Source organism: Lelliottia nimipressuralis (genome assembly GCF_041464075.1).
In the GTDB taxonomy this organism is placed as follows: Bacteria; Pseudomonadota; Gammaproteobacteria; order Enterobacterales; family Enterobacteriaceae; genus Enterobacter; species Enterobacter nimipressuralis.
On record NZ_CP167172.1, the window covers coordinates 2105983 to 2127491 of the forward strand.

Here is a 21509-nt window from a genome sequence, read left to right on the forward strand (position 1 = left end):
GCATTTGCCCGGCCAGATTTGCTACTTCTCGTCTTTCTTCTTGCCGAGCGTGGGTGTCTCGTCGAAGAAGTTCCACGGTTTGAGCAGGGTATGAACCCACTCGGTCGGCATGATCGGCCACTCCTCGGCGCGCGCCACGTGCGTGGTGCCGGTGGTCATCCACACCACATCGTCCTGATTATCGATGGATTCGTTATCTTTGCTGTACTGCCCCAGACCGCTGTCGTGAATCGAACGGTTCGGGAATTTGCCTTCCGGATAGCGCTCATTCGCATGATAACGCGTGACCCACAGCTGCTTATCCATAAAGCTCAGGCGATGGTAGATCCACTCGTCTGGCGCGAATTTCGCGCCGCTCGCGACCGGGTGAGTGCCGCCCGCGTAAGGGATAATCTGGTACGACACCGGGTTGCCCATGCGGTTCTCTTTGCTGGTGTTGCTCAGGAGTCGAATGGTGCCAGGGTCGAACTTCTGCGCCGCCTGCTGCTCTGTATCAATATTGTATTGATTCACCTGCATGGTACTGGTGCGCGGGCCTCCGGCAGTGTTCGGTTTCACCTCCGGGTCCATCGCCACCAGACGGTTGTTGGTGCCATCCACGTCCATATCCAGACGGAAGTTGTAGATGTGCTGGTGGGTGGTACCGACGATGTTGTGGTCGATCAGGGTGCCATATTTGGTATCGTCTTTGGCGCTCGGGTCATGCATGGTTTTAGCCTGCACACCTTTTACCGCTTCGATACCCGTTGCGCCAGCATCGATGCCGATGGTGCCGTTTTCGTGGAAGATCCAGTCAAAGATATAGTCGTAGTTACCGACAGTACTGATCCAGCGCACCACCAGTTCACGGCGCTCGGTGCTGACGTTCGGTTTGCCCATCTCCTGATGCTTATATTCCGGCCCGGCGTAGCGTTCAAACACGGCAATCGCGCGGGGGATCTCCATCGGCGTGCCGGTGTAATCCGGAATGGTTTCGTTGAGCATCACCGCGTTCGACGGCGCATCTTTGCCGCGCACCAGCGGCGAGGTCAGGGTGCCCATACCGTAATCACCGGAATCGAGATAGGCTTTGAAGTACCAGCCCACGTCCGGGTCGCCATAAGGAACAATCATCCCGCCGAGCGAGCCCTGATACATCACCTGGCGTTTTTTGCCGTTGTCGTTATAGGTCACGGTGGAGATGACAGGCCCGACGCGGGAGTCGAGACTCAGGTGGAAGTCCCAGTTCTGCCAGTGGATCATATCGCCCGTAATGGTGTAGTGCTTGCCCTCTGGCTCGACGATCTCCAGCGGTTTTTTGACGGTGGCGATACGGTCACGACCATCATACGGACGCGGATTCATTGGCACCGGCACCACCGGGCCTTCTTCAATTTTGAGGATTTTTTTCTGCTCGAGGTCGACCACCGCCACCAGGTTTTCAATCGGGTGTGCCCAGTAGTTACCGTCGCCGGTGTCGAGATAGCTGACCACTTTCAGCAGGCGCTCTTCCTGTTTCAGACCGTCTTTACCGTCAAAATAGCCGACGGTCAGCGGGGTACCGATCACTTTCTGCGGATCGTCCACGCCGTGTTTTTTCAGCGCTTGCGCATATTCCGGGCTGCTCATGATGATCTGCTGTACGGCGGTGAAATCATCCAGCAACACCATGCCGTGGGCGTCGTTGACCGGCGTCCAGCTCAGGACTTTTTTGTCCTTCAGATCAACGACGCTCTCAATGACGTGTTTACCATCCAGCATGGTGACATTCGCCTGACGCGGAGCATCGACAGCCGTGCCGTTCAGAACAAAATCCCACACTTTGGCTTTATCGGGTTCGGCCAGCGCAATCTGGGTGAAACGGGTATTAGGTTTGAACTCCGCCGCAGTTTTCACGATCTCGACGGCCTGTTTAATTTCGTCTGCGGTCAGTGCGTTGAGCGGATGCGGGCGTTTTTCCACCTGGAAGGTCTGATCAAGTCCCGACTGGAAAACATCGTTGATGAAGGTGTCGGAGATAAACGCCTTGTTGTCTTTCATCACCACCGGTACCTGCAGTTTAAGCGGCTTGCCGTTAACGATGGCGGTATTCGCGCCCGGTTTGACCTTCACAAAGGCACCGTCTTTGGCAATGGTAAACATCTGGGCGTAATCGTCCCATTGCACATCGGCGCCAAAATCGGCCAGGGTTTTATCCATCGGAACCATATGCGCTTCGCCGCCATGGGCGAACGCGGGAGATTGCCAGGCGCATAACAACGCGACAGCCACGGCCAGTGCCGTCTTACGGGCAGAAAAAGAAGAAGGGCTTCCCATCGTTGACCTCATCATTATTGTGTTATTGGTGTTGTGCAGCGTTATCCTGGCAGGCGCGGGCGCAAAGTGTTTGCCTGCACCTGCCAGGTTATTTGTCACTCTTGCCAAATTAAAAACCGGGAAGGGGCCTTCCCGGTAAAAAGACACATCAGTCGGTGAAATCGCCCTGCTGGCGAGCCACGAGAGTCAGAATGGAGTAAAGCGCGACAGGCTGCTGGTGCTGGTTAAAGACCTCGACGGCCCACTCCACCACGCCGGTTGGTTTTTCGTCTGCGGTGCGCTGTTTCTTCAGGGTTTTGCGCTTACAGGTCAGACGCACCTGAATGGTATCGCCCGGTTTGACCGGCTCGATAAAGCGCAGATTTTCCATGCCGTAGTTGGCGATGACCGGCCCGACGCCCGCATCAACGAACAGACCCGCCGCCGCAGAAATCACAAAGTAACCGTGTACCACGCGCTCGCCGAAGATAGACTCCGCCGCGCCAATTTTGTCCATGTGGGCGTAGAAATGATCGCCGCTCAGGCAGGCAAAATTGACGATGTCCGTTTCGGTCAGGGTGCGGCGTGGAGTCAGCAGACTGTCGCCCGGCTGCAGCTCTTCGAAGTATTTGCGGAACGGGTGTACGCGATCTTCCTGCACCTGCGCACCGCGCACCCACTGTTGGCTGACGGCGGCGAGCATCGACGGGCTGCCCTGAATGGCGGTACGTTGCAGATAGTGCTTCACCGCACGCAGCCCGCCCAGCTCTTCACCGCCGCCCGCGCGCCCCGGCCCACCGTGAACCAGCTGCGGCAGCGGGGAGCCGTGGCCGGTAGACTCTTTCGCCGACTCGCTGTTAAGGATCTGGATACGCCCGTGCGCCCGCGCCGCGCCGGAAATAAACTGGCGAGCGATATTCGCATTTGCCGTCACCAGCGTTCCGGCCAGGCTGCCTTCACCGGCGCGGGCCAGAGTCATGGCGTGGTCTGCGTCGCGATACGGCATCAGCGTAGCGACCGGCCCAAAGGCTTCCGTCGCGTGAACGGCAGGGGACTCGTCAGGCTGCGGACAGAAGAGCAGCGTCGGCGGGAAGAATGCGCCCGCAGCGTGTAGATCGGCTTTGCCGCCGAGACGGATCTGGCAGCCCGCAGACACCAACAGATCGACTTTTTCCTGTACATCGGCACGCTGTTCGGCGTTGACCAGCGCCCCCATTTTGACCCCTTCCTGCGCCGGATCGCCAACCACCACTTTTTCGAGACGGGCGATCAGCGCCTGGCTGACCGCTTCAGTCTGCCCTTGCGGAACAATAATGCGGCGAATGGCGGTACATTTTTGCCCGGCTTTGGCGGTCATCTCACGCACCACTTCGCGGATAAACAGCGCAAATTCCGGCTGCTCCGGCGTCACGTCTTCCCCCAGCACGCAGCAGTTCAGCGAATCCGCTTCCATGGTGAACGGAATGGATTTGCCAACGATATTCGGGTGCACACGCAGCATCTGGCCGGTGGAGGCGGAGCCGGTAAACGTCACTACGTCCTGGAAATCGAGATGATCCAGCAGGTCGCCCGCACCGCCGCAGATCAGGCTAATTGCCCCCTCCGGGACCAGGCCGCTGTCGACGATGGATTTGACCATCGCCTGGGTGACCTGCGCGGTAGCGGTAGCCGGTTTAATGATTGCGGGCATCCCGGCAAGCCAGGTCGGCGCCAGTTTTTCCAGCATCCCCCAGCAGGGGAAGTTGAAGGCGTTGATATGCACCGCCACGCCGGATTTGGATGTCAGCACGTGGCGCGCGGCAAAACCGCCTTCCTTAGACAGGGGGATCAGCTCGTCTTCTGGCCACAGGGTGTCATCGGGCAGTTCGCGGCTGCCGAGGCTGGCGTAGGTGAACATCGTGCCGATGCCGCCTTCGATATCCACCCAGCTGTCCGCGCGGGTCGCGCCGGTCTCTGCCGACAGGGCATAAAAATGGTCTTTCTGGCTCAGCAAATGTTTGGCGACTGCTTTCAGCATCGCCGCGCGTTCGATAAAGGTCATCGCGCGAAGTGATTCACCGCCGCGTTCGATGGCAAAGCGACGCGCTGCCGCCATATCCAGGCCTTCGCTGCTCACACTCCACAGGGCTTCGCCGCTGATGGCGTGATGAATGTTGCGCTCACGGCCCCGGCCAGACTGCCAGGTGCCGGACAAGAAGCTCGCTAACTGCTGCATCTCTCTTCTCCAAATGTTACGTAATTTCACTATAGATAGTTTGATTATGAATCATAAAAAGCAAGTGATGTTTTAATGATTTGTTAACAATGTGATCTTGTCGGATGAATCTTCAGACGAACAGCGCCCGCCATAAGCGGCTTGCTGTAAAAGCCTTGCGAGCGATATCACAAAATAGACAAACACTCCTTGGGGTTATATTTAACCTTTGTGTAACTTTTAAGAAGCGAAGTGATTCATCATTAAACGATGATTGACGATTTAACGAATCATAAAGGTGACGACGTGACGGAAGAACAACGCTTTGAACAGCGCATCGCACAGGAGACAGCCATCGAGCCGCAAGACTGGATGCCGGACGCCTACCGCAAAACCCTGATCCGCCAGATTGGTCAGCATGCGCACTCCGAAATTGTCGGCATGCTGCCGGAAGGAAACTGGATCACCCGCGCACCGACACTGCGCCGCAAAGCGATTTTGCTGGCGAAAGTGCAGGATGAAGCGGGGCACGGGCTGTATCTCTACAGCGCGGCGGAGACCCTGGGCTGTGCGCGGGAAGACATCTACCAGAAGATGCTCGACGGCAAGATGAAATACTCCTCGATCTTCAACTACCCAACCCTGAGCTGGGCCGACATCGGCGTGATTGGCTGGCTGGTCGATGGCGCGGCCATCGTTAACCAGGTGGCCCTGTGCCGCACCTCCTACGGGCCGTATGCCCGCGCAATGGTGAAAATCTGTAAAGAAGAGAGCTTCCACCAGCGTCAGGGGTTTGAAGCCTGTATGGCACTCGCGCAGGGCAGCGAATCTCAACGCCAGATGCTGCAGGACGCCATCAACCGTTTCTGGTGGCCCGCACTGATGATGTTCGGACCGAACGACGACAACTCCCCCAACAGCGCCCGCAGCCTGGCGTGGAAAATCAAACGCTTCGGTAATGACGAACTGCGTCAGCGCTTTGTCGACAACACCGTCGCGCAGGTCGAGATGCTGGGCATGACCGTGCCGGATGCGGATCTGCACTTCGATGAAGCGAGCGGCCACTACCGCTTTGGTGAAATCGACTGGCATGAATTTGAAGAAGTGATTAACGGACGCGGCATCTGCAACCACGAGCGCCTCGCCGCGAAACGTAAAGCCTGGGAAGAGGGGGCGTGGGTGCGCGAAGCCGCACTGGCGCACGCAGAAAAACAACACGCCCGCACCGCCGCGTAAGAGGAATTAACCATGAGCAATGTCTACTGGCCGTTATATGAAGTGTTTGTTCGCAGCAAACAGGGGTTATCCCACCGTCACGTTGGCAGCCTGCACGCCGCCGATGACCGCATGGCGCTGGAAAATGCGCGCGATGCCTACACCCGTCGCAGCGAAGGCTGTTCGATCTGGGTGGTGAAAGCCAGCGAAATCGTCGCCTCGCAGCCGGAAGAGCGCGGAGAATTTTTCGACCCCGCAGAGAGCAAGGTCTACCGTCATCCGACCTTTTACACCCTCCCTGATGGCATCGAGCACATGTGAGGATGGATATGAAAGCAACAACGCAATATGCCCTGCGTCTGGGTGATAACTGTCTGGTTCTGTCGCAGCGTCTCGGCGCGTGGTGCGGCCATGCGCCAGAGCTGGAGATCGATCTGGCGCTGGCTAATATCGGCCTGGATTTACTCGGACAGGCGCGCAATTTCTTAACCTACGCCGCCGAACTGGAAGGACAGGGCGACGAAGACACGCTGGCCTTTGGCCGCGATGAGCGCCAGTTCAGCAATCTGCTGCTGGTGGAGCAGCCGAACGGAAACTTCGCCGACACCCTGGTGCGTCAGTATTTCATCGACGCCTGGCACGTGGCGCTTTTTACCCGTCTGACCCAAAGCCGCGACGCGCAGCTGGCCGCGATTGCCGCGAAAGCGATCAAAGAGGCGCGCTACCACCTGCGCTTTAGCCGCGGCTGGCTGGAGCGTCTGGGCAACGGCACGGAGGTGTCGGCGCAAAAAATGCAGCAGGCGATTGATTCCCTGTGGCGCTTTACCGCCGAACTGTTCGAAGCCGATGCGCTGGAAGAACAGCTTATTGCCGAGGGGATCGCCGTCGACCCGCGCGAACTCCGCGCCGAGTGGGAAGCGGAAGTGTTTGCCGGTTTCCAGCAGGCCAGCCTGAACATTCCGGAAGAGTCGGCGTATCGCACCGGCGGCAAAAAAGGGCTGCACACCGAACATCTGGGACCGATGCTGGCGGAGATGCAGTATCTCCAGCGCATGTATCCCGGTCAGCAGTGGTAAGAGGAGGTCGCTATGCAACGTCTCGCTGAGATCGCCCCGGCGGAAATCCCGCAAATCTGGTCGCTGTTAAGCCAGATCCCGGACCCGGAAGTGCCGGTGCTTACCATCACCGACTTAGGCATGGTGCGCAGCGTCTGCGCACAGGCGGGCGGCTGGGTGATTGGCTTTACGCCAACCTATTCGGGCTGCCCGGCGACGGAGCATCTGCTCGGCGCCATTCGCGAGACGATGACCGCCCACGGTTTTACGCCGGTGCATATCGTCCTGCAGCTTGACCCGGCCTGGACGACCGACTGGATGACCGACGACGCCCGCGCGCGACTGCGTGAATACGGCATCAGCCCACCGGTAGGCCACAGCTGCCATGCGCATGCCCCTGCCGAGGTGGCCTGCCCGCGCTGCGCGAGCACCGACACGTCGGTTATCAGTGAATTTGGTTCAACGGCCTGTAAAGCGCTCTATCGCTGTAACGCCTGCCGTGAACCTTTCGACTATTTCAAATGTATCTGAGGTTGCCATGACAACGTTTCATTCCTTAACGGTGGCAAAAGTGGAACCCGAAACCCGCGATGCGGTGACCATTACTTTCGCGATCCCACAGACTTTGCAGGACGCCTACCGTTTCCGCCCCGGTCAGCATTTGACGCTCAAGGCGCAGCTGGCAGGCGAAGAGTTACGCCGCTGCTACTCCATTTGTCGCAGCGTAACGCCGGGCGAAATCAGCGTGGCGGTGAAAGCCATCGACGGCGGGCGTTTTTCTCGCTATGCCCGCGATGAGATCAAACAGGGTATGGCGCTGGAGGTGATGGTGCCTCAGGGCCACTTTGGCTATCAGCCGCAGGCGGAACGCGCCGGGCGCTATCTGGCGATTGCCGCCGGTTCAGGGATCACGCCGATGCTGGCGATTATCTCCAGCACCCTGCGGGTCGAACCACAGAGCCATTTCACTCTGATTTACGGTAACCGCAGCAGCCAGAGCATGATGTTTCGCCAGGCGCTGGCGGATCTGAAAGACACCTGGCCGCAGCGCCTGCAGCTGGTGAATATTTTCAGTCAGGAGACCCTCGACAGTGAACTGCTGCACGGGCGTATCGACGGCGAAAAATTGCAGCAGCTGGGAAAAACGCTGATCGATTTCAGCCTGTTCGACGAAGCCTTTATCTGCGGCCCTTCGGCGATGATGGACGACGCCGAGCTGGCGCTGAAAGCGCTGGGGATGCCGGAGAAAACCATTCACCTTGAGCGCTTTAATACGCCGGGGAGCGCTGTGAAACGCGCGACGACGATTCAGGCGCAGGGGCAGAAAGTGACTGTCCGTCAGGATGGCCGCGACCGCGAAATCACGCTCACCGCTGATGACGAAAGCATTCTCGATGCCGCCCTGCGTCAGGGCGCGGATCTGCCGTACGCCTGCAAGGGCGGCGTCTGCGCCACCTGCAAATGCAAAGTGCTGCGCGGAAAAGTCGATATGGCGACCAACTACAGCCTGGAGCCGGACGAACTGGCGGCGGGATATGTCTTGAGCTGCCAGGCGCTGCCGCTGACCGCCGACGTGGTGGTCGATTTTGACGCGAAGGGGATGGCATGAGCGAGCTGATTGTCACCCGTCATGGCCGCGTGCTGCAGCTGACGCTGAACCGTCCGGCGGCGCGCAACGCCCTGAACAACGCGCTGCTTTCACAACTGGCGGACGAGCTGGAAGCCGCTGCGGTTGATGGCGAGATCTCCGCCTGTGTCATTTATGGCAACGAGCGCTGCTTTGCCGCCGGGGCCGACCTCAACGAGATGGCGGAGAAAGATCTGCCTGCCACGCTGAACGACGTTCGCCCGCAGCTCTGGGCGCGCATTAACGCTTTTAACAAACCGCTGATTGCCGCCGTAAACGGCTTTGCGCTCGGCGCAGGCTGCGAATTAGCACTGCTGTGTGACGTGGTGATCGCCGGAGACAACGCCCGTTTTGGTCTGCCGGAAATCACGCTTGGCATTATGCCGGGCGCGGGCGGTACCCAGCGTCTGATCCGCAGCGTCGGCAAGTCCCTCGCCAGCAAAATGGTGCTGACGGGCGAAAGCATTAGCGCGCAGCAGGCGCAGTCGGCGGGGCTGGTGAGCGACGTATTCCCGTCGGCGCTGGTGCTGGAATATGCCCTGAAGCAGGCCGTACTGATGGCGCGTCATTCTCCGCTGGCATTGCAGGCCGCGAAACAGGCGCTGCGCCAGTCGCAGGAAGTGCCGCTGCAGGCCGGTCTGGCTCAGGAGCGTCAGCTGTTTACGCTGCTGTCTGCCACGGAAGACCGCCGGGAAGGCATCGCCGCTTTCTTACAAAAACGCACCCCCGACTTTAAAGGACGCTAATTGTGGAATTTATTCTGAGTCATGTTGAGCAGGGCGTGATGACCATTACGCTGAACCGCCCGGAGCGTCTGAACAGCTTTAACGATGTCATGCATCAGCAGCTTTCCGAGTGCCTGAAGCAGGCCGAACGGGACGACACTATCCGCTGCCTGTTGATTACCGGTGCAGGACGCGGGTTTTGCGCCGGGCAGGATCTGAATGACCGCAACGTTGACCCGAACGGCCCCGCGCCGGATCTCGGCTACTCCGTGGAAACCTTCTACAACCCGCTGGTACGCCGCCTGGCAAAACTGCCGAAACCGGTGATCGCGGCGGTGAACGGTGTGGCAGCGGGAGCAGGTGCAACGCTGGCGCTGGGCTGCGACATGGTGATCGCCGCGCGTTCCGTGAATTTTATGATGGCGTTTAGCAAGCTCGGGCTGGTGCCGGATTGCGGCGGCACCTGGCTGCTGCCGCGCGTCGCCGGACGTGCGCGGGCCATGGGTCTGGCGCTGCTGGGCGATAAGCTGAGCGCAGAGCAGGCGCACGCCTGGGGGATGATCTGGCAGGTGGTTGACGATGAAGAACTCTCATCCACCGCGCAGAAACTGGCGATTCATTTTGCCTCTCAGCCGACCTTGGGGCTGGGGCTGATCAAACAGGCGATGAACGCCGCCGAAACCAACACCCTGGACGAACAGCTCGATCTGGAGCGTGATTATCAGCGACTGGCCGGGCGCAGCGACGACTATCGCGAAGGCGTAAGCGCGTTCCTCGCCAAACGCCCGCCGAATTTCACGGGGAAATAAGATGACGATGAGAATTCACACCGTCGCCGTGATCGGCAGCGGCACCATGGGGGCCGGGATCGCCGAGGTGGCCGCCAGCAACGGACATCAGGTACTGGTGTACGACATCGCTTCAGACGCCGTGGTTCGCGCCATCGAGGGCATCCGTACGCGGCTGGAATCCCGCGTCGCGCGCGGAAAATTGTCCTCCGAGGCCAGCGAAAAAATCGTCGCGCGTCTGCTCCCCGTTAACGATATCCAGGCGCTTGCCGCCGCCGATCTGGTGATTGAAGCGGCCTCCGAGCGCCTTGAGGTGAAAAAAGCGCTGTTCAAACAGCTGGGCGATATCTGCCCGCCGCAGACGCTGCTCACCAGTAACACCTCATCGATTTCGATCACCGCGGTGGCTGCCGAGGTGCGCCATCCGGAACGCGTCGCCGGGCTGCATTTCTTTAACCCGGCGCCGGTGATGAAGCTGGTGGAAGTGGTGAGCGGGCTGGGGACGTCAACCGAAGTGGCGGATCTGCTGTGCGAACTGGCGCTGAACTGGGGCAAACAGCCGGTGCGCTGCCAGTCCACGCCTGGATTTATCGTCAACCGCGTGGCGCGACCGTTCTACTCCGAAGCCTGGCGCGCGCTGGAAGAGAATGTCGCCCCGGCGCAGGACATCGACGCTGCGCTGCGCGAAGGCGGCGGTTTCCCGATGGGTCCGCTGGAGCTGACAGATCTCATCGGGCAGGACGTGAACTTTGCTGTGACCTGCTCGGTGTTTAACGCTTTCTGGCAGGAGCGCCGTTTTCTGCCGTCGCTGGTTCAGCAGGAGCTGGTGCTTGGCGGACGTTTCGGTAAGAAAACCGGGCAGGGGGTTTACGACTGGCACAGCGAGCGGCCAGCCGCCCAGTGGCTGGAACCGGTCGGCGCGACCTTTAGCCCGACGACCATCGCTAAAAGAAGTGACGGTGTCACGGAAATCGACGAAGTGCTGCTGGTGGAAACTACCGGCGAAACCGCGCAAAGCCTCGCCCTGCGCCTTAATTCACCGGTGGTGGTGGTCGATCGGATGGACGGCGACGCCGTGGTGATTGCCGCAGCGGCCAGTAATCCGTACTCCGCCACGCGAAAAGCGATCTATCACCTGCAGCAGCAGGGAAAACGCGTTCTGCAAAGTGCGGATTATCCCGGTCTGCTGATCTGGCGCACCGTGGCGATGATCATCAACGAAGCGCTGGATGCCCTGCAGAAAGGGGTGGCCAGCGAGCAGGATATCGACACCGCGATGCGCCTCGGCGTGAACTATCCCGTCGGGCCTATTGCCTGGGGTGAACGTCTGGGCTGGCAGCGCCTGCTGATTCTGCTGGAAAACCTGCAACGCCACTACGGCGAAGAACGTTATCGCCCCTGTTCACTGCTGCGCCAGCGTGCGCTTCTGGAGAGTAGCTATGAGTCATAACGCCTGGCACAACGCCCGCGCCATGTATGAAAACGATGCCTGCGCCCAGGCGCTTGGGATCGACATTATCGAGATGGACGAGGGCTACGCGGTGCTGACCATGACCATCACGCCGCAGATGCTCAACGGTCACAAAACCTGCCACGGTGGCCAGCTGTTCTCGCTTGCGGATACGGCGTTCGCCTACGCCTGCAACAGCCAGGGGCTGGCGGCGGTGGCCTCGGCTTGCACCATTGATTTTCTGCGCCCTGGGTTTGCCGGAGACAAGCTGACCGCCAGCGCCCGCGTGAAACATCAGGGCAAACTGACAGGCGTGTACGACATCGAAATTACTAACCAACAACAAAAAACAGTCGCCTTGTTCCGCGGTAAATCGCACCGCATTGGCGGCAGTGTGACAGGAGAAGCCTGATGCGTGATGCATTTATCTGTGATGGTGTTCGTACCCCGGTGGGGCGTTATGGCGGTGCGTTGTCCGGCGTGCGTGCAGACGATCTGGCGGCCGTCCCGCTGCGCGCGCTGCTGGCGCGTTATCCGCAACTGGATGCAGAACGTATTGACGATGTGATTTTCGGCTGCGCGAACCAGGCCGGGGAAGATAACCGCAACGTGGCGCGCATGGCCGCGCTGCTGGCGGGCTTTCCGCAGACGGTGTCGGGCACGACCATCAACCGTCTGTGCGGCTCCGGACTGGACGCCGTGGGGTTTGCGGCACGCGCAATTAAAGCGGGCGATGCGGATCTGCTGATCGCCGGTGGCGTTGAATCCATGTCCCGTGCGCCGTTTGTGATGGGCAAAGCCACCACAGCCTTCCAGCGTCAGGCAGAGATGTACGACACCACCATTGGCTGGCGATTTGTGAATCCGCTCATGCATCAGCAATTCGGAACTGACAGCATGCCTGAAACGGCAGAGAATGTAGCTGAATTGTTAAATATTAGCCGCGCCGATCAGGACGCGTTTGCACTGCGCAGCCAACAGCGTACCGCGCAGGCCCAGCAGAACGGCATTCTGGCGCAGGAGATCGTGCCGGTGAGCGTGGCGGGCAAAAAGGGCGTTATCACCGAAGTGCGGGTGGATGAACATCCCCGCGCCGACACCACCTTAGCGCAGCTTTCCGCCCTCAAAACCCCGTTTCGTAAAAACGGCGTCGTGACGGCCGGGAACGCATCGGGGGTGAACGACGGTGCTGCAGCGCTGATTATTGCCAGCCGTGAGATGGCGCAGCAGCAGGGGTTAACCCCGCGTGCGCGCATCGTGGCGATGGCCAGTGCCGGCGTCGAACCGCGACTGATGGGGCTTGGCCCGGTTCCGGCCACACGCAAAGTGCTGGAGCGCGCGGGTCTGAGCATTAACGATATGGACGTGATTGAGCTGAACGAAGCGTTTGCATCGCAGGCTCTGGGCGTGTTGCGCCAGCTGGGGTTAGCGGATGATGCCGCGCACGTAAACCCGAACGGCGGCGCGATTGCCCTGGGCCATCCGCTGGGGATGAGCGGCGCACGACTGGTGCTGGCGGCCAGTAATGAATTGCATCGACGCAACGGGCGCTACGCGCTTTGTACGATGTGCATCGGTGTGGGCCAGGGCATTGCCCTGATCCTGGAGCGTGTTTGAGCAAAACTACCTGCGAGTACCCTACAAAATGACAACGACAACAACACAACTTGATGCCATTGAAACAGCCTCGGTGGACGAATTACAGGCGCTGCAAACTGAACGCCTGAAGTGGACGCTGAAGCATGCTTATAACAATGTACCCATGTACAAACGCAAATTCGACGCTGCGGGCGTGCATCCTGACGATTTCAAAGAGCTGTCCGATCTCAATAAATTTCCCTGCACGACCAAACAGGATCTGCGGGATAACTACCCGTTCGATACCTTCGCGGTGCCGATGGAGCAGGTGGTGCGCATTCACGCCTCGTCCGGCACCACCGGTAAACCGACGGTGGTCGGCTATACCCAAAACGATATCGACAACTGGGCCAATATCGTGGCCCGTTCCCTGCGCGCGGCCGGTGGCACCGCGAAAGACAAAATTCACGTGGCGTATGGTTACGGTTTATTTACCGGCGGGCTGGGTGCGCATTACGGCGCTGAACGGTTAGGCGCGACGGTGATCCCGATGTCCGGCGGGCAGACGGAGAAACAGGCGCAGCTGATCCGCGATTTCCAGCCGGATATGATCATGGTAACGCCGTCCTACTGCCTCAACCTGATAGAAGAGCTGGAGCGTCAGATGGGCGGCGACGCCAGCCAATGCTCCCTGCGCGTCGGCGTGTTTGGCGCAGAGCCATGGACGATGGCGATGCGCCATGAAATTGAGAGACGTCTGGGGATTACCGCGCTGGATATTTACGGCCTGTCAGAGGTGATGGGCCCAGGCGTGGCGATGGAGTGCATCGACACTGCCGACGGCCCGACCATCTGGGAAGATCACTTCTATCCCGAGATCGTCAACCCGAACGACGGTACACCTTTGGCCGACGGCGAGCAGGGCGAACTGCTGTTTACCACCCTGACCAAAGAGGCGCTGCCGGTGATCCGCTATCGCACCCGCGACCTGACGCGACTGCTGCCGGGGACGGCGCGTACCATGCGCCGCATGGATCGTATCAGCGGGCGCAGCGATGACATGCTGATTATTCGCGGGGTGAACGTCTTCCCGTCACAGCTGGAGGAGGAGATCGTCAAGTTTGAGCATCTGTCGCCGCACTACCAGCTGGAAGTGAACCGTCGCGGGCATCTTGATTCACTTTCGGTAAAAGTCGAGCTGAAAGAGAGCAGCCTGGTGCTGAGCCACGAGCAGCGCTGCCAGGTGTGTCATCAGCTGCGTCATCGCATTAAATCGATGGTCGGGATCTCGACGGACGTGACGATTGTGAACTGCGGCAGTATCCCGCGCTCCGAAGGCAAAGCCTGCCGGGTGTTTGATCTGCGCAAAGTGGCGGCTAACGGTTAACCCTCCGCCCGGCCTATAAACTATCGTAGGCCGGGCAAGCGCAGCGCTGCGCAGTATCTGTGTGCTATGATTCATCCAGGACAAAAATCACAACAGAATGAATCAGATGAGTAAACTCGATACTTTTATTCAGCACGCCGTCAGCTCTGTGCCCATCAGCGGAACGTCGCTGATTTCATCCTTATATGGCGATTCGCTCTCGCACCGTGGCGGTGAAATCTGGCTCGGGAGCCTGGCTGCGCTGCTGGAAGGGATGGGATTTGGCGAGCGCTTTGTGCGTACCGCGCTGTTTCGCCTGAATAAAGAGGGCTGGCTGGATGTCTCGCGCATTGGCAGGCGCAGTTTTTATCGTCTGAGCGACAAGGGGCTGCGGTTAACCCGTCGCGCAGAGAACAAAATTTACCGCGCGGAACTGCCGGCGTGGGACGGAAAATGGCTGTTATTGCTCTCGGAAGGGCTGGATAAAAATACCCTCGCCGATGTGAAAAAACAGCTCATCTGGCAGGGGTTCGGCACGCTGGCCTCCAGCCTGATGGCCTCACCGTCGCAGAAAATGGCCGATGTGCAATCCCTGCTGCATGAAGCGGGTGTGGCCGAAAACGTGATCTGTTTTGAAGCGCACTCTCCGCTGGCGCTGTCGCGTGCGGCGCTGCGCTCCCGCGTGGAAGAGTGCTGGCAGCTCACGGAACAAAACGTGATGTACGAAACCTTTATCGACTCGTTCCGGCCTTTACTCCCTCTGCTGAAAGAGGCGAGAGCCGATGAGCTGACGCCGGAGCGCTGTTTCCAGATCCAGCTGTTGCTGATCCATTTTTATCGCCGCGTGGTGCTGAAAGATCCGCTGTTGCCGGAGGAGTTACTCCCCGCGCACTGGGCCGGGCAAACTGCCCGCCAGCTGTGCATTAACATCTACCAGCGCGTGGCACCGGGTGCCCTGGCGTTTGTCAGTGAAAAAGGGGAAACCTCGGTCGGGGAGCTGCCGGTACCGGGGGCGCTCTATTTCCAGCGCTTTGGCGGCCTGAATATTCCATAACGGAGGAAGAATGCCTGTATATCAAATAGATGGTCTTACACCTGTCGTGCCTGATGAGAGCTACGTTCATCCTACCGCCGTGCTGATTGGCGATGTGATTTTAGGCAAAGGTGTCTACGTCGGGCCGAACGCCAGCCTGCGCGGCGACTTTGGCCGGATTGTGGTAAAAGACGGTGCAAACATTCAGGATAACTGTGTAATGCACGGCTTCCCTGAGCAAGATACGGTGGTGGAAGAGCACGGGCATATCGGTCACAGCGCCATTTTGCACGGCTGCGTGATCCGTAAAAATGCGCTGGTCGGCATGAACGCGGTGGTGATGGACGGCGCGGTGATTGGCGAAAACAGCATCGTCGGCGCGGCGGCGTTTGTGAAAGCCAAAGCCGAAATGCCCGCCAACTATTTGATTATCGGCAGCCCGGCAAAAGCCATTCGTCAGCTGAGCGATCAGGAGCTCGAATGGAAAAAGCAGGGGACGCGCGAATATCAGGTGCTGGTCGAGCGCTGCAAAATGACCCTGCATCAGGTAGAACCGCTGCGGGAAGTGGAGCCGGGCAGAACGCGTCTGGTCTTTGATGAAAACCTGCGCCCAAAATCCTCGCAAACGAAATAAAATTTGTCTGTTTATGTCAGCGCAAAATTATTTTCGTCGGCCTTTTCAGGGGCATCGATGATGCACGGTTAAAATAAACATTGCTTATTATGCCCTGCCGTGCATTAATGCCCAGCGTTTACGATTTAAACAAATTTGCCAGCCGAAAGGCCAGAATAAAGGAGCCTTATATGTCTGCAAAAATTATTGGTTTAGTAAAGTGGTTTAACGAAGATAAAGGCTTTGGCTTTATTTCTCCGGTAGACGGCAGCAAAGATGTTTCTGTCAATTTATCTGCGTTGCAGGGCGATAATTTCAACACACTGTTTGAAGGTCAGAAAGTGGAGTTCGTGATGGGCGCTGGCGCGAAAGGCCCGGCTGCCGCTAACGTGGTTCTGCGCGACTAACCTGCTTTGATCTCTGCGAGTCTGCAACCACGATGACGGCGAAAGCCTCAGTAGTCAGAATCGCAGAGGATCAACAAATCAGACTTTTTGGTTGGATTTAAACATTGTGCTGCAGTAAGGGCAAACGAGCAGTGACCCTTTTTGAACGCGCGTATAGCTGTGTTCAGAGTCTTTAGTGCAGTTTGGGCAAGGGCATTTAATCAGAAAGTTACGGCGGGCTTTTCCATCTTTGCGATCGGACATAGGCATTTCCTGTGTAATTGGCCTGCTACCATACACGTATCATCCTCAAATAGCTCGCATTCATTTCTGCTGTAAAAAATTATCTTCTCTTCGCATCCAAATCCTGCCGAAAATATTTCAGAATAATTCCGTATTATTATTTGCGGGCGCGTCATGGCGTGGTGGAAATAGGGTGCGGATAAAGAGAGAGGAAAAACCCTCCCACCAGGCGGTGAGAGGGGGAAAATCTTATGCAGCGACCAGGCTGTCGATAGCGGATTTCGCGTCGGTCTGTGCTTTGGTTGCCACTTCCGGACCGTAAGCGATACCTTCGGCGAAGACAAAGTTTACGTCGGTGATACCGATGAAGCCCAGGAACAGGGTCAGGTACGGTGCAACCAGGTCAGTTGGGGTATCTTTGTGGATACCGCCCCGGCTGGAGAGCACGATTGCGCGTTTGCCTTTCACCAGACCTTCCGGACCGTTTTCGGTGTAACGGAAGGTTACGCCAGCACGCGCCACCAGGTCGAAGTAGTTTTTCAGCTGCGTCGGGATGTTGAAGTTGTACATCGGGGCGTTGATCACGATCACATCGTGCGCCTGCAGCTCGGCAATCAGCTCGTCAGACAGCGCCAGCGCTTCCTGCTGACGTGGGGTCAGTGGGGCATCGCTCGGACGCAGCGCGCCAACCAGCTCACCATCCAGTACCGGAATCGGGTTTGCAGCCAGATCGCGAACGGTGATCTCGTCAGCGCTGTGCTGTTCACGCCACTGTTCTACGAAATAATCAGACAGCTGACCAGACTGAGAGTACCCTGCCAGAATACTGGATTTGAGAACTAATACTTTGCTCATGGGTGATTCCTTAAATTGTATTGGATTGGGGGTTTCCCCGTTGCTTGCTGACACTTTATTCACAATCCTGTCGCAGAGATAGCGCAATATATCGAATTCTATGTTCGATTTTTTTGAATAAGGCAGTCAAAGCGGCGGTGTGGTACTCTATAGCAATCATTCAAGTGAGATTTAGCCTGGCAGAGCACTGCCCCCTAACACTATGACAGAACAACTAAAATTAACCTTCCCGATGCTGATGCAACAGCTTGATACGCTGATGCTGCGAGATAAGCAGCGCTTTGCACGTCGCCTGCACGGCGTTAAAAAGGTTAAAAATCCTGATGCACAACAGGCCATTTACCAGGAGATGGCGAAAGAGATTGAACAGGCAGCAGGGAAAGTCGTGCTGCGCGAAGCGGCGCGACCATCGATTGAATACCCGGAAAACCTGCCTGTCAGTCAGAAAAAACAGGAAATTCTCGAAGCCGTGCGCGATCACCAGGTGGTGATTGTCGCCGGGGAGACTGGCTCCGGCAAAACCACTCAGCTGCCAAAAATCTGTATGGAGCTGGGCCGTGGGATCAAGGGCCTGATCGGTCATACCCAGCCGCGTCGTCTGGCGGCGCGCACGGTGGCGAACCGCATCGCCGAAGAGCTGCAAACCGAGCCGGGTGGCTGCATCGGGTACAAGGTGCGCTTCAGCGATCACGTCAGTGACAACACCATGGTCAAACTGATGACCGACGGTATCCTGCTGGCTGAAATCCAGCAGGACCGGCTGCTGATGCAGTACGACACCATCATTATCGATGAAGCCCACGAGCGCAGTCTGAATATTGATTTCCTGCTCGGGTATCTGCGCGAGCTGCTGCCGCGCCGCCCGGACCTGAAAATCATCATTACCTCCGCGACGATCGATCCGGAGCGCTTCTCGCGCCACTTCAACAACGCGCCAATCATTGAAGTCTCTGGCCGCACCTATCCGGTGGAAGTGCGCTATCGCCCGATTGTGGAAGAGGCGGACGACACGGATCGCGACCAGCTGCAGGCCATTTTTGATGCCGTTGATGAGCTGGGCCGCGAAAGCCCCGGCGATATTCTGATCTTTATGAGCGGTGAACGCGAAATCCGCGACACCGCCGATGCGCTGAGCAAGCGCGATCTGCGCCACACGGAGATCCTTCCGCTGTATGCCCGCCTGTCTAACAGCGAGCAGAACCGCGTGTTCCAGGCCCACAGCGGCCGCCGGATTGTGCTGGCGACCAACGTTGCCGAAACCTCACTCACCGTGCCGGGCATTAAGTATGTGATCGATCCGGGTACGGCGCGTATCAGCCGCTACAGCTATCGCACCAAGGTGCAGCGTCTGCCGATTGAGCCGGTTTCACAGGCGTCGGCGAATCAGCGTAAAGGCCGCTGCGGACGTGTGTCGGAAGGGATCTGTATTCGTCTCTATTCCGAAGACGATTTCCTGTCGCGACCGGAATTTACCGATCCCGAAATTCTGCGAACCAACCTGGCGTCCGTTATCCTGCAAATGACCGCCCTCGGGCTTGGCGATATCGCGGCGTTCCCGTTTGTCGAAGCGCCCGATAAACGCAATATTCAGGACGGCGTGCGCCTGCTCGAAGAGCTGGGGGCGATCACCACCGACGAACAGGCGAACGCCTATAAGCTGACGCCGCTGGGACGCCAGCTCAGCCAGTTGCCGGTGGACCCGCGTCTGGCGCGCATGGTGCTCGAAGCGCAGAAACATGGCTGCGTGCGCGAGGCGATGATCATTACCTCGGCGCTGTCGATTCAGGACCCGCGCGAGCGGCCAATGGACAAAAAGCAGGCGTCCGATGAAAAGCATCAGCGTTTCCACGATAAAGAGTCTGATTTCCTCGCTTTTGTGAATCTGTGGAATTATCTCGGTGAGCAGCAAAAAGCGCTGTCGTCGAACCAGTTCCGCCGCCAGTGTAAGGTCGAGTATCTGAACTACTTGCGCGTACGCGAATGGCAGGATATCTACACCCAGCTGCGGCAGGTGGTGAAAGAGCTGGGCATTCCGGTGAACAGTGAACCGGCGGAGTATCGCGAGATTCACATGGCGCTGCTGACCGGGCTGCTGTCGCACATCGGCATGAAAGATGCCGATAAGCAGGAATATACCGGCGCGCGCAACGCTCGCTTTTCGATTTTCCCAGGTTCCGGTTTGTTCAAGAAACCGCCGAAATGGACTATCGTGGCCGAATTGGTCGAAACCAGCCGTCTGTGGGGGCGCATTGCGGCGCGTATCGATCCTGAGTGGGTCGAACCTGTCGCGCAGCACCTGCTGAAACGCTCGTACAGTGAACCGCACTGGGAGCGCGCGCAGGGCGCGGTAATGGCGACGGAAAAAGTGACCGTTTACGGCCTGCCGGTCGTGGCGGCGCGTAAGGTGAACTACAGCCTGATCGATCCGGCGCTCTCCCGCGAGCTGTTTATCCGCCATGCGCTGGTGGAAGGCGACTGGCAGACTCGCCACGCTTTCTTCCGCGAAAACCTCAAGCTGCGCGCTGAAGTGGAAGAGCTGGAGCACAAATCCCGTCGTCGCGACATCCTCGTGGACGACGAAGCGCTGTTTGAGTTCTACGACCAGCGCATCAGCCATAACGTGGTGTCTGCGCGTCACTTCGACAGCTGGTGGAAAAAGGCCAGCAAAGAGTCACCGGACCTGCTCAACTTTGAAAAGAGCATGCTGATTAAAGAGGGCGCGGAGCAAGTCAGCAAGCTGGACTATCCGAACTTCTGGCATCAGGGCAACCTCAAGCTGCGTCTGACCTACCAGTTTGAACCGGGGGCAGACGCCGACGGCGTGACGGTGCACATTCCGCTGCCGCTGCTGAATCAGGTGGATGAGAGTGGCTTTGAGTGGCAAATCCCCGGCCTGCGCCGCGAACTGGTGATTGCGCTGATCAAATCCCTGCCGAAACCGGTGCGCCGTAATTTTGTTCCGGCCCCGAACTATGCGGAAGCTTTTTTAGGCCGCGTCACGCCGCTGGAATTGCCGCTGCTGGATGCGCTTGAGAAAGAGCTTAGACGCATGACAGGTGTGACCATTGACCGCGAATCCTGGCACTGGGATCAGGTACCCGATCACCTGAAAATCACCTTCCGGGTGGTGGATGATAAAAACAAAAAGCTCAACGAAGGGCGTTCGCTGACGGAGCTGAAAGAAGCGCTGAAAGGCAAAGTGCAGGAGACGCTCTCGGCAGTTGCCGATGACGGTATCGAGCAAAGCGGGTTGCACATCTGGAGTTTCGGCAATCTGCCGAATCACTACGAGCAGAAGCGCGGCAACTACAGAGTGAAGGCGTGGCCGGCGCTGGTGGATGAGCGTGACAGCGTGGCGATCAAGCTGTTTGACAACCCGCTGGAACAACAGCAGGCCATGTGGCGCGGTCTGCGCCGCCTTCTGCTGCTGAACATTCCGTCGCCGATCAAATATCTGCATGAAAAACTGCCGAACAAAGCTAAGCTCGGACTGTACTTCAACCCTTACGGCAAGGTGCTGGATCTGATCGACGACTGCATCTCCTGTGGGGTCGATAAGCTGATAGACGAGGCGGGCGGTCCGGTCTGGACGGAAGAGGGCTTTGCGGCCCTGCACGACAAAGTGCGCGCCGGGCTGAACGACACCGTGGTGACCATCGCCAAACAGGTCGAACAAATCCTGACGGCGGTGTTCAATATCAACAAACGCCTGAAAGGGCGCGTGGATATGACCATGGCGCTGGCGCTGTCGGACGTGAAAGCGCAGATGGGCGGGCTGGTGTATCGCGGGTTTGTCACCGGCAACGGTTTCAAGCGCCTCGGCGACACCCTGCGTTATCTGAATGCGATTGAAAAACGTCTTGAGAAGCTGGCCGTCGATCCGCATCGCGATCGTGCGCAAATGCTGAAAGTGGAGAGTGTCCAGCAGGCATGGCAGCAGTGGCTAAACAAACTGCCGCCGGCGCGTCGTGAGGACGAAGATGTGCGGGAGATCCGCTGGATGATCGAGGAGCTGCGCGTAAGTTTCTTCGCGCAGCAGCTCGGTACACCGTATCCGATCTCCGATAAGCGTATTTTGCAGGCGATGGAGCAGATTACGGCGTAGTT

19 protein-coding genes are annotated in these 21509 nt (G+C 58.3%); 15 read left to right on the forward strand and 4 right to left on the reverse strand.

The window, feature by feature from the left end; all coding sequences use genetic code 11:
* Window positions 1–21: 21 nt before the first annotated feature.
* Together tynA and paaZ are read right to left on the reverse strand one after the other, a co-directional pair.
* A complete protein-coding gene (tynA, locus tag ACB496_RS09920; protein WP_371975084.1) occupies window positions 22–2295 on the reverse strand; it encodes a primary-amine oxidase in 2274 nt (757 codons plus the stop codon).
* 148 nt (window positions 2296–2443) lie between these two features.
* Window positions 2444–4489 (reverse strand): phenylacetic acid degradation bifunctional protein PaaZ, encoded by a 2046-nt coding sequence (paaZ, locus tag ACB496_RS09925; RefSeq protein WP_371975085.1) that lies wholly within the window; start codon window positions 4487–4489, stop codon window positions 2444–2446.
* A 285-nt stretch (window positions 4490–4774) separates the two neighbouring features.
* Here paaZ and paaA point away from each other — a divergent pair, with 285 nt between their 5' ends.
* From paaA to ACB496_RS09995, 14 genes are all read left to right on the forward strand, one after another.
* Window positions 4775–5704 carry a 1,2-phenylacetyl-CoA epoxidase subunit PaaA gene (paaA, locus tag ACB496_RS09930; RefSeq protein ID WP_102103857.1) on the forward strand — a complete coding sequence of 310 codons (930 nt, stop codon included), beginning with the start codon at window positions 4775–4777 and terminating at the stop codon, window positions 5702–5704.
* 12 nt (window positions 5705–5716) lie between these two features.
* The gene (paaB, locus tag ACB496_RS09935) at window positions 5717–6004 is read left to right on the forward strand and encodes a 1,2-phenylacetyl-CoA epoxidase subunit PaaB (RefSeq protein WP_100780238.1); all 288 of its coding nucleotides are present in this window, start codon (window positions 5717–5719) and stop codon (window positions 6002–6004) included.
* A gap of 8 nt (window positions 6005–6012) precedes the next feature.
* Window positions 6013–6759: a 1,2-phenylacetyl-CoA epoxidase subunit PaaC gene (paaC, locus tag ACB496_RS09940; RefSeq protein WP_371975086.1), complete on the forward strand. Its 747-nt coding sequence runs from the start codon at window positions 6013–6015 to the stop codon at window positions 6757–6759.
* Between the two features lie 12 nt (window positions 6760–6771).
* Window positions 6772–7269: a 1,2-phenylacetyl-CoA epoxidase subunit PaaD gene (paaD, locus tag ACB496_RS09945; RefSeq protein ID WP_107703620.1), complete on the forward strand. Its 498-nt coding sequence runs from the start codon at window positions 6772–6774 to the stop codon at window positions 7267–7269.
* 7 nt (window positions 7270–7276) lie between these two features.
* Window positions 7277–8347: a 1,2-phenylacetyl-CoA epoxidase subunit PaaE gene (paaE, locus tag ACB496_RS09950; protein WP_107703619.1), complete on the forward strand. Its 1071-nt coding sequence runs from the start codon at window positions 7277–7279 to the stop codon at window positions 8345–8347.
* Window positions 8344–9111: a 2,3-dehydroadipyl-CoA hydratase PaaF gene (gene paaF / locus ACB496_RS09955; RefSeq protein WP_181827841.1), complete on the forward strand. Its 768-nt coding sequence runs from the start codon at window positions 8344–8346 to the stop codon at window positions 9109–9111. Before paaE ends, paaF begins: the two co-directional genes overlap by 4 nt.
* On the forward strand, window positions 9111–9899 hold the full coding sequence (gene paaG / locus ACB496_RS09960) for a 2-(1,2-epoxy-1,2-dihydrophenyl)acetyl-CoA isomerase PaaG (RefSeq protein ID WP_100780234.1): 789 nt from the start codon (window positions 9111–9113) through the stop codon (window positions 9897–9899). The genes paaF and paaG overlap by 1 nt, the downstream gene beginning before the upstream one ends.
* 1 nt (window position 9900) lies before the next feature.
* Window positions 9901–11328: a 3-hydroxyacyl-CoA dehydrogenase PaaH gene (gene paaH, locus ACB496_RS09965; RefSeq protein ID WP_371975087.1), complete on the forward strand. Its 1428-nt coding sequence runs from the start codon at window positions 9901–9903 to the stop codon at window positions 11326–11328.
* A complete protein-coding gene (gene paaI, locus ACB496_RS09970; RefSeq protein ID WP_231275646.1) occupies window positions 11318–11740 on the forward strand; it encodes a hydroxyphenylacetyl-CoA thioesterase PaaI in 423 nt (140 codons plus the stop codon). The genes paaH and paaI overlap by 11 nt, the downstream gene beginning before the upstream one ends.
* Window positions 11740–12945: a 3-oxoadipyl-CoA thiolase gene (gene pcaF, locus ACB496_RS09975; protein WP_371975088.1), complete on the forward strand. Its 1206-nt coding sequence runs from the start codon at window positions 11740–11742 to the stop codon at window positions 12943–12945. Before paaI ends, pcaF begins: the two co-directional genes overlap by 1 nt.
* 28 nt (window positions 12946–12973) lie before the next feature.
* The gene (gene paaK, locus ACB496_RS09980; RefSeq protein WP_100780884.1) at window positions 12974–14293 is read left to right on the forward strand and encodes a phenylacetate--CoA ligase PaaK; all 1320 of its coding nucleotides are present in this window, start codon (window positions 12974–12976) and stop codon (window positions 14291–14293) included.
* Between the two features lie 97 nt (window positions 14294–14390).
* Window positions 14391–15326: a phenylacetic acid degradation operon negative regulatory protein PaaX gene (gene paaX / locus ACB496_RS09985; RefSeq protein WP_100780230.1), complete on the forward strand. Its 936-nt coding sequence runs from the start codon at window positions 14391–14393 to the stop codon at window positions 15324–15326.
* Between the two features lie 10 nt (window positions 15327–15336).
* A complete protein-coding gene (gene paaY / locus ACB496_RS09990) occupies window positions 15337–15939 on the forward strand; it encodes a phenylacetic acid degradation protein PaaY (protein WP_100780229.1) in 603 nt (200 codons plus the stop codon).
* Between the two features lie 170 nt (window positions 15940–16109).
* Entirely contained in the window at window positions 16110–16325 is a 216-nt protein-coding gene (locus ACB496_RS09995) for a cold shock domain-containing protein (protein ID WP_100780228.1), read from the forward strand.
* A 78-nt stretch (window positions 16326–16403) separates the two neighbouring features.
* Here the strand turns inward: ACB496_RS09995 and ACB496_RS10000 are convergent, their stop codons facing one another.
* Window positions 16404–16574 (reverse strand): YnfU family zinc-binding protein, encoded by a 171-nt coding sequence (locus ACB496_RS10000; RefSeq protein WP_312153733.1) that lies wholly within the window; start codon window positions 16572–16574, stop codon window positions 16404–16406.
* A gap of 222 nt (window positions 16575–16796) precedes the next feature.
* Window positions 16797–17402 (reverse strand): FMN-dependent NADH-azoreductase, encoded by a 606-nt coding sequence (gene azoR / locus ACB496_RS10005; protein ID WP_095281956.1) that lies wholly within the window; start codon window positions 17400–17402, stop codon window positions 16797–16799.
* A gap of 202 nt (window positions 17403–17604) precedes the next feature.
* Here azoR and hrpA point away from each other — a divergent pair, with 202 nt between their 5' ends.
* Complete coding sequence (hrpA, locus tag ACB496_RS10010; protein WP_371975089.1) at window positions 17605–21507, forward strand: ATP-dependent RNA helicase HrpA; 3903 nt, start codon at window positions 17605–17607, stop codon at window positions 21505–21507.
* Window positions 21508–21509 lie beyond the last annotated feature (2 nt).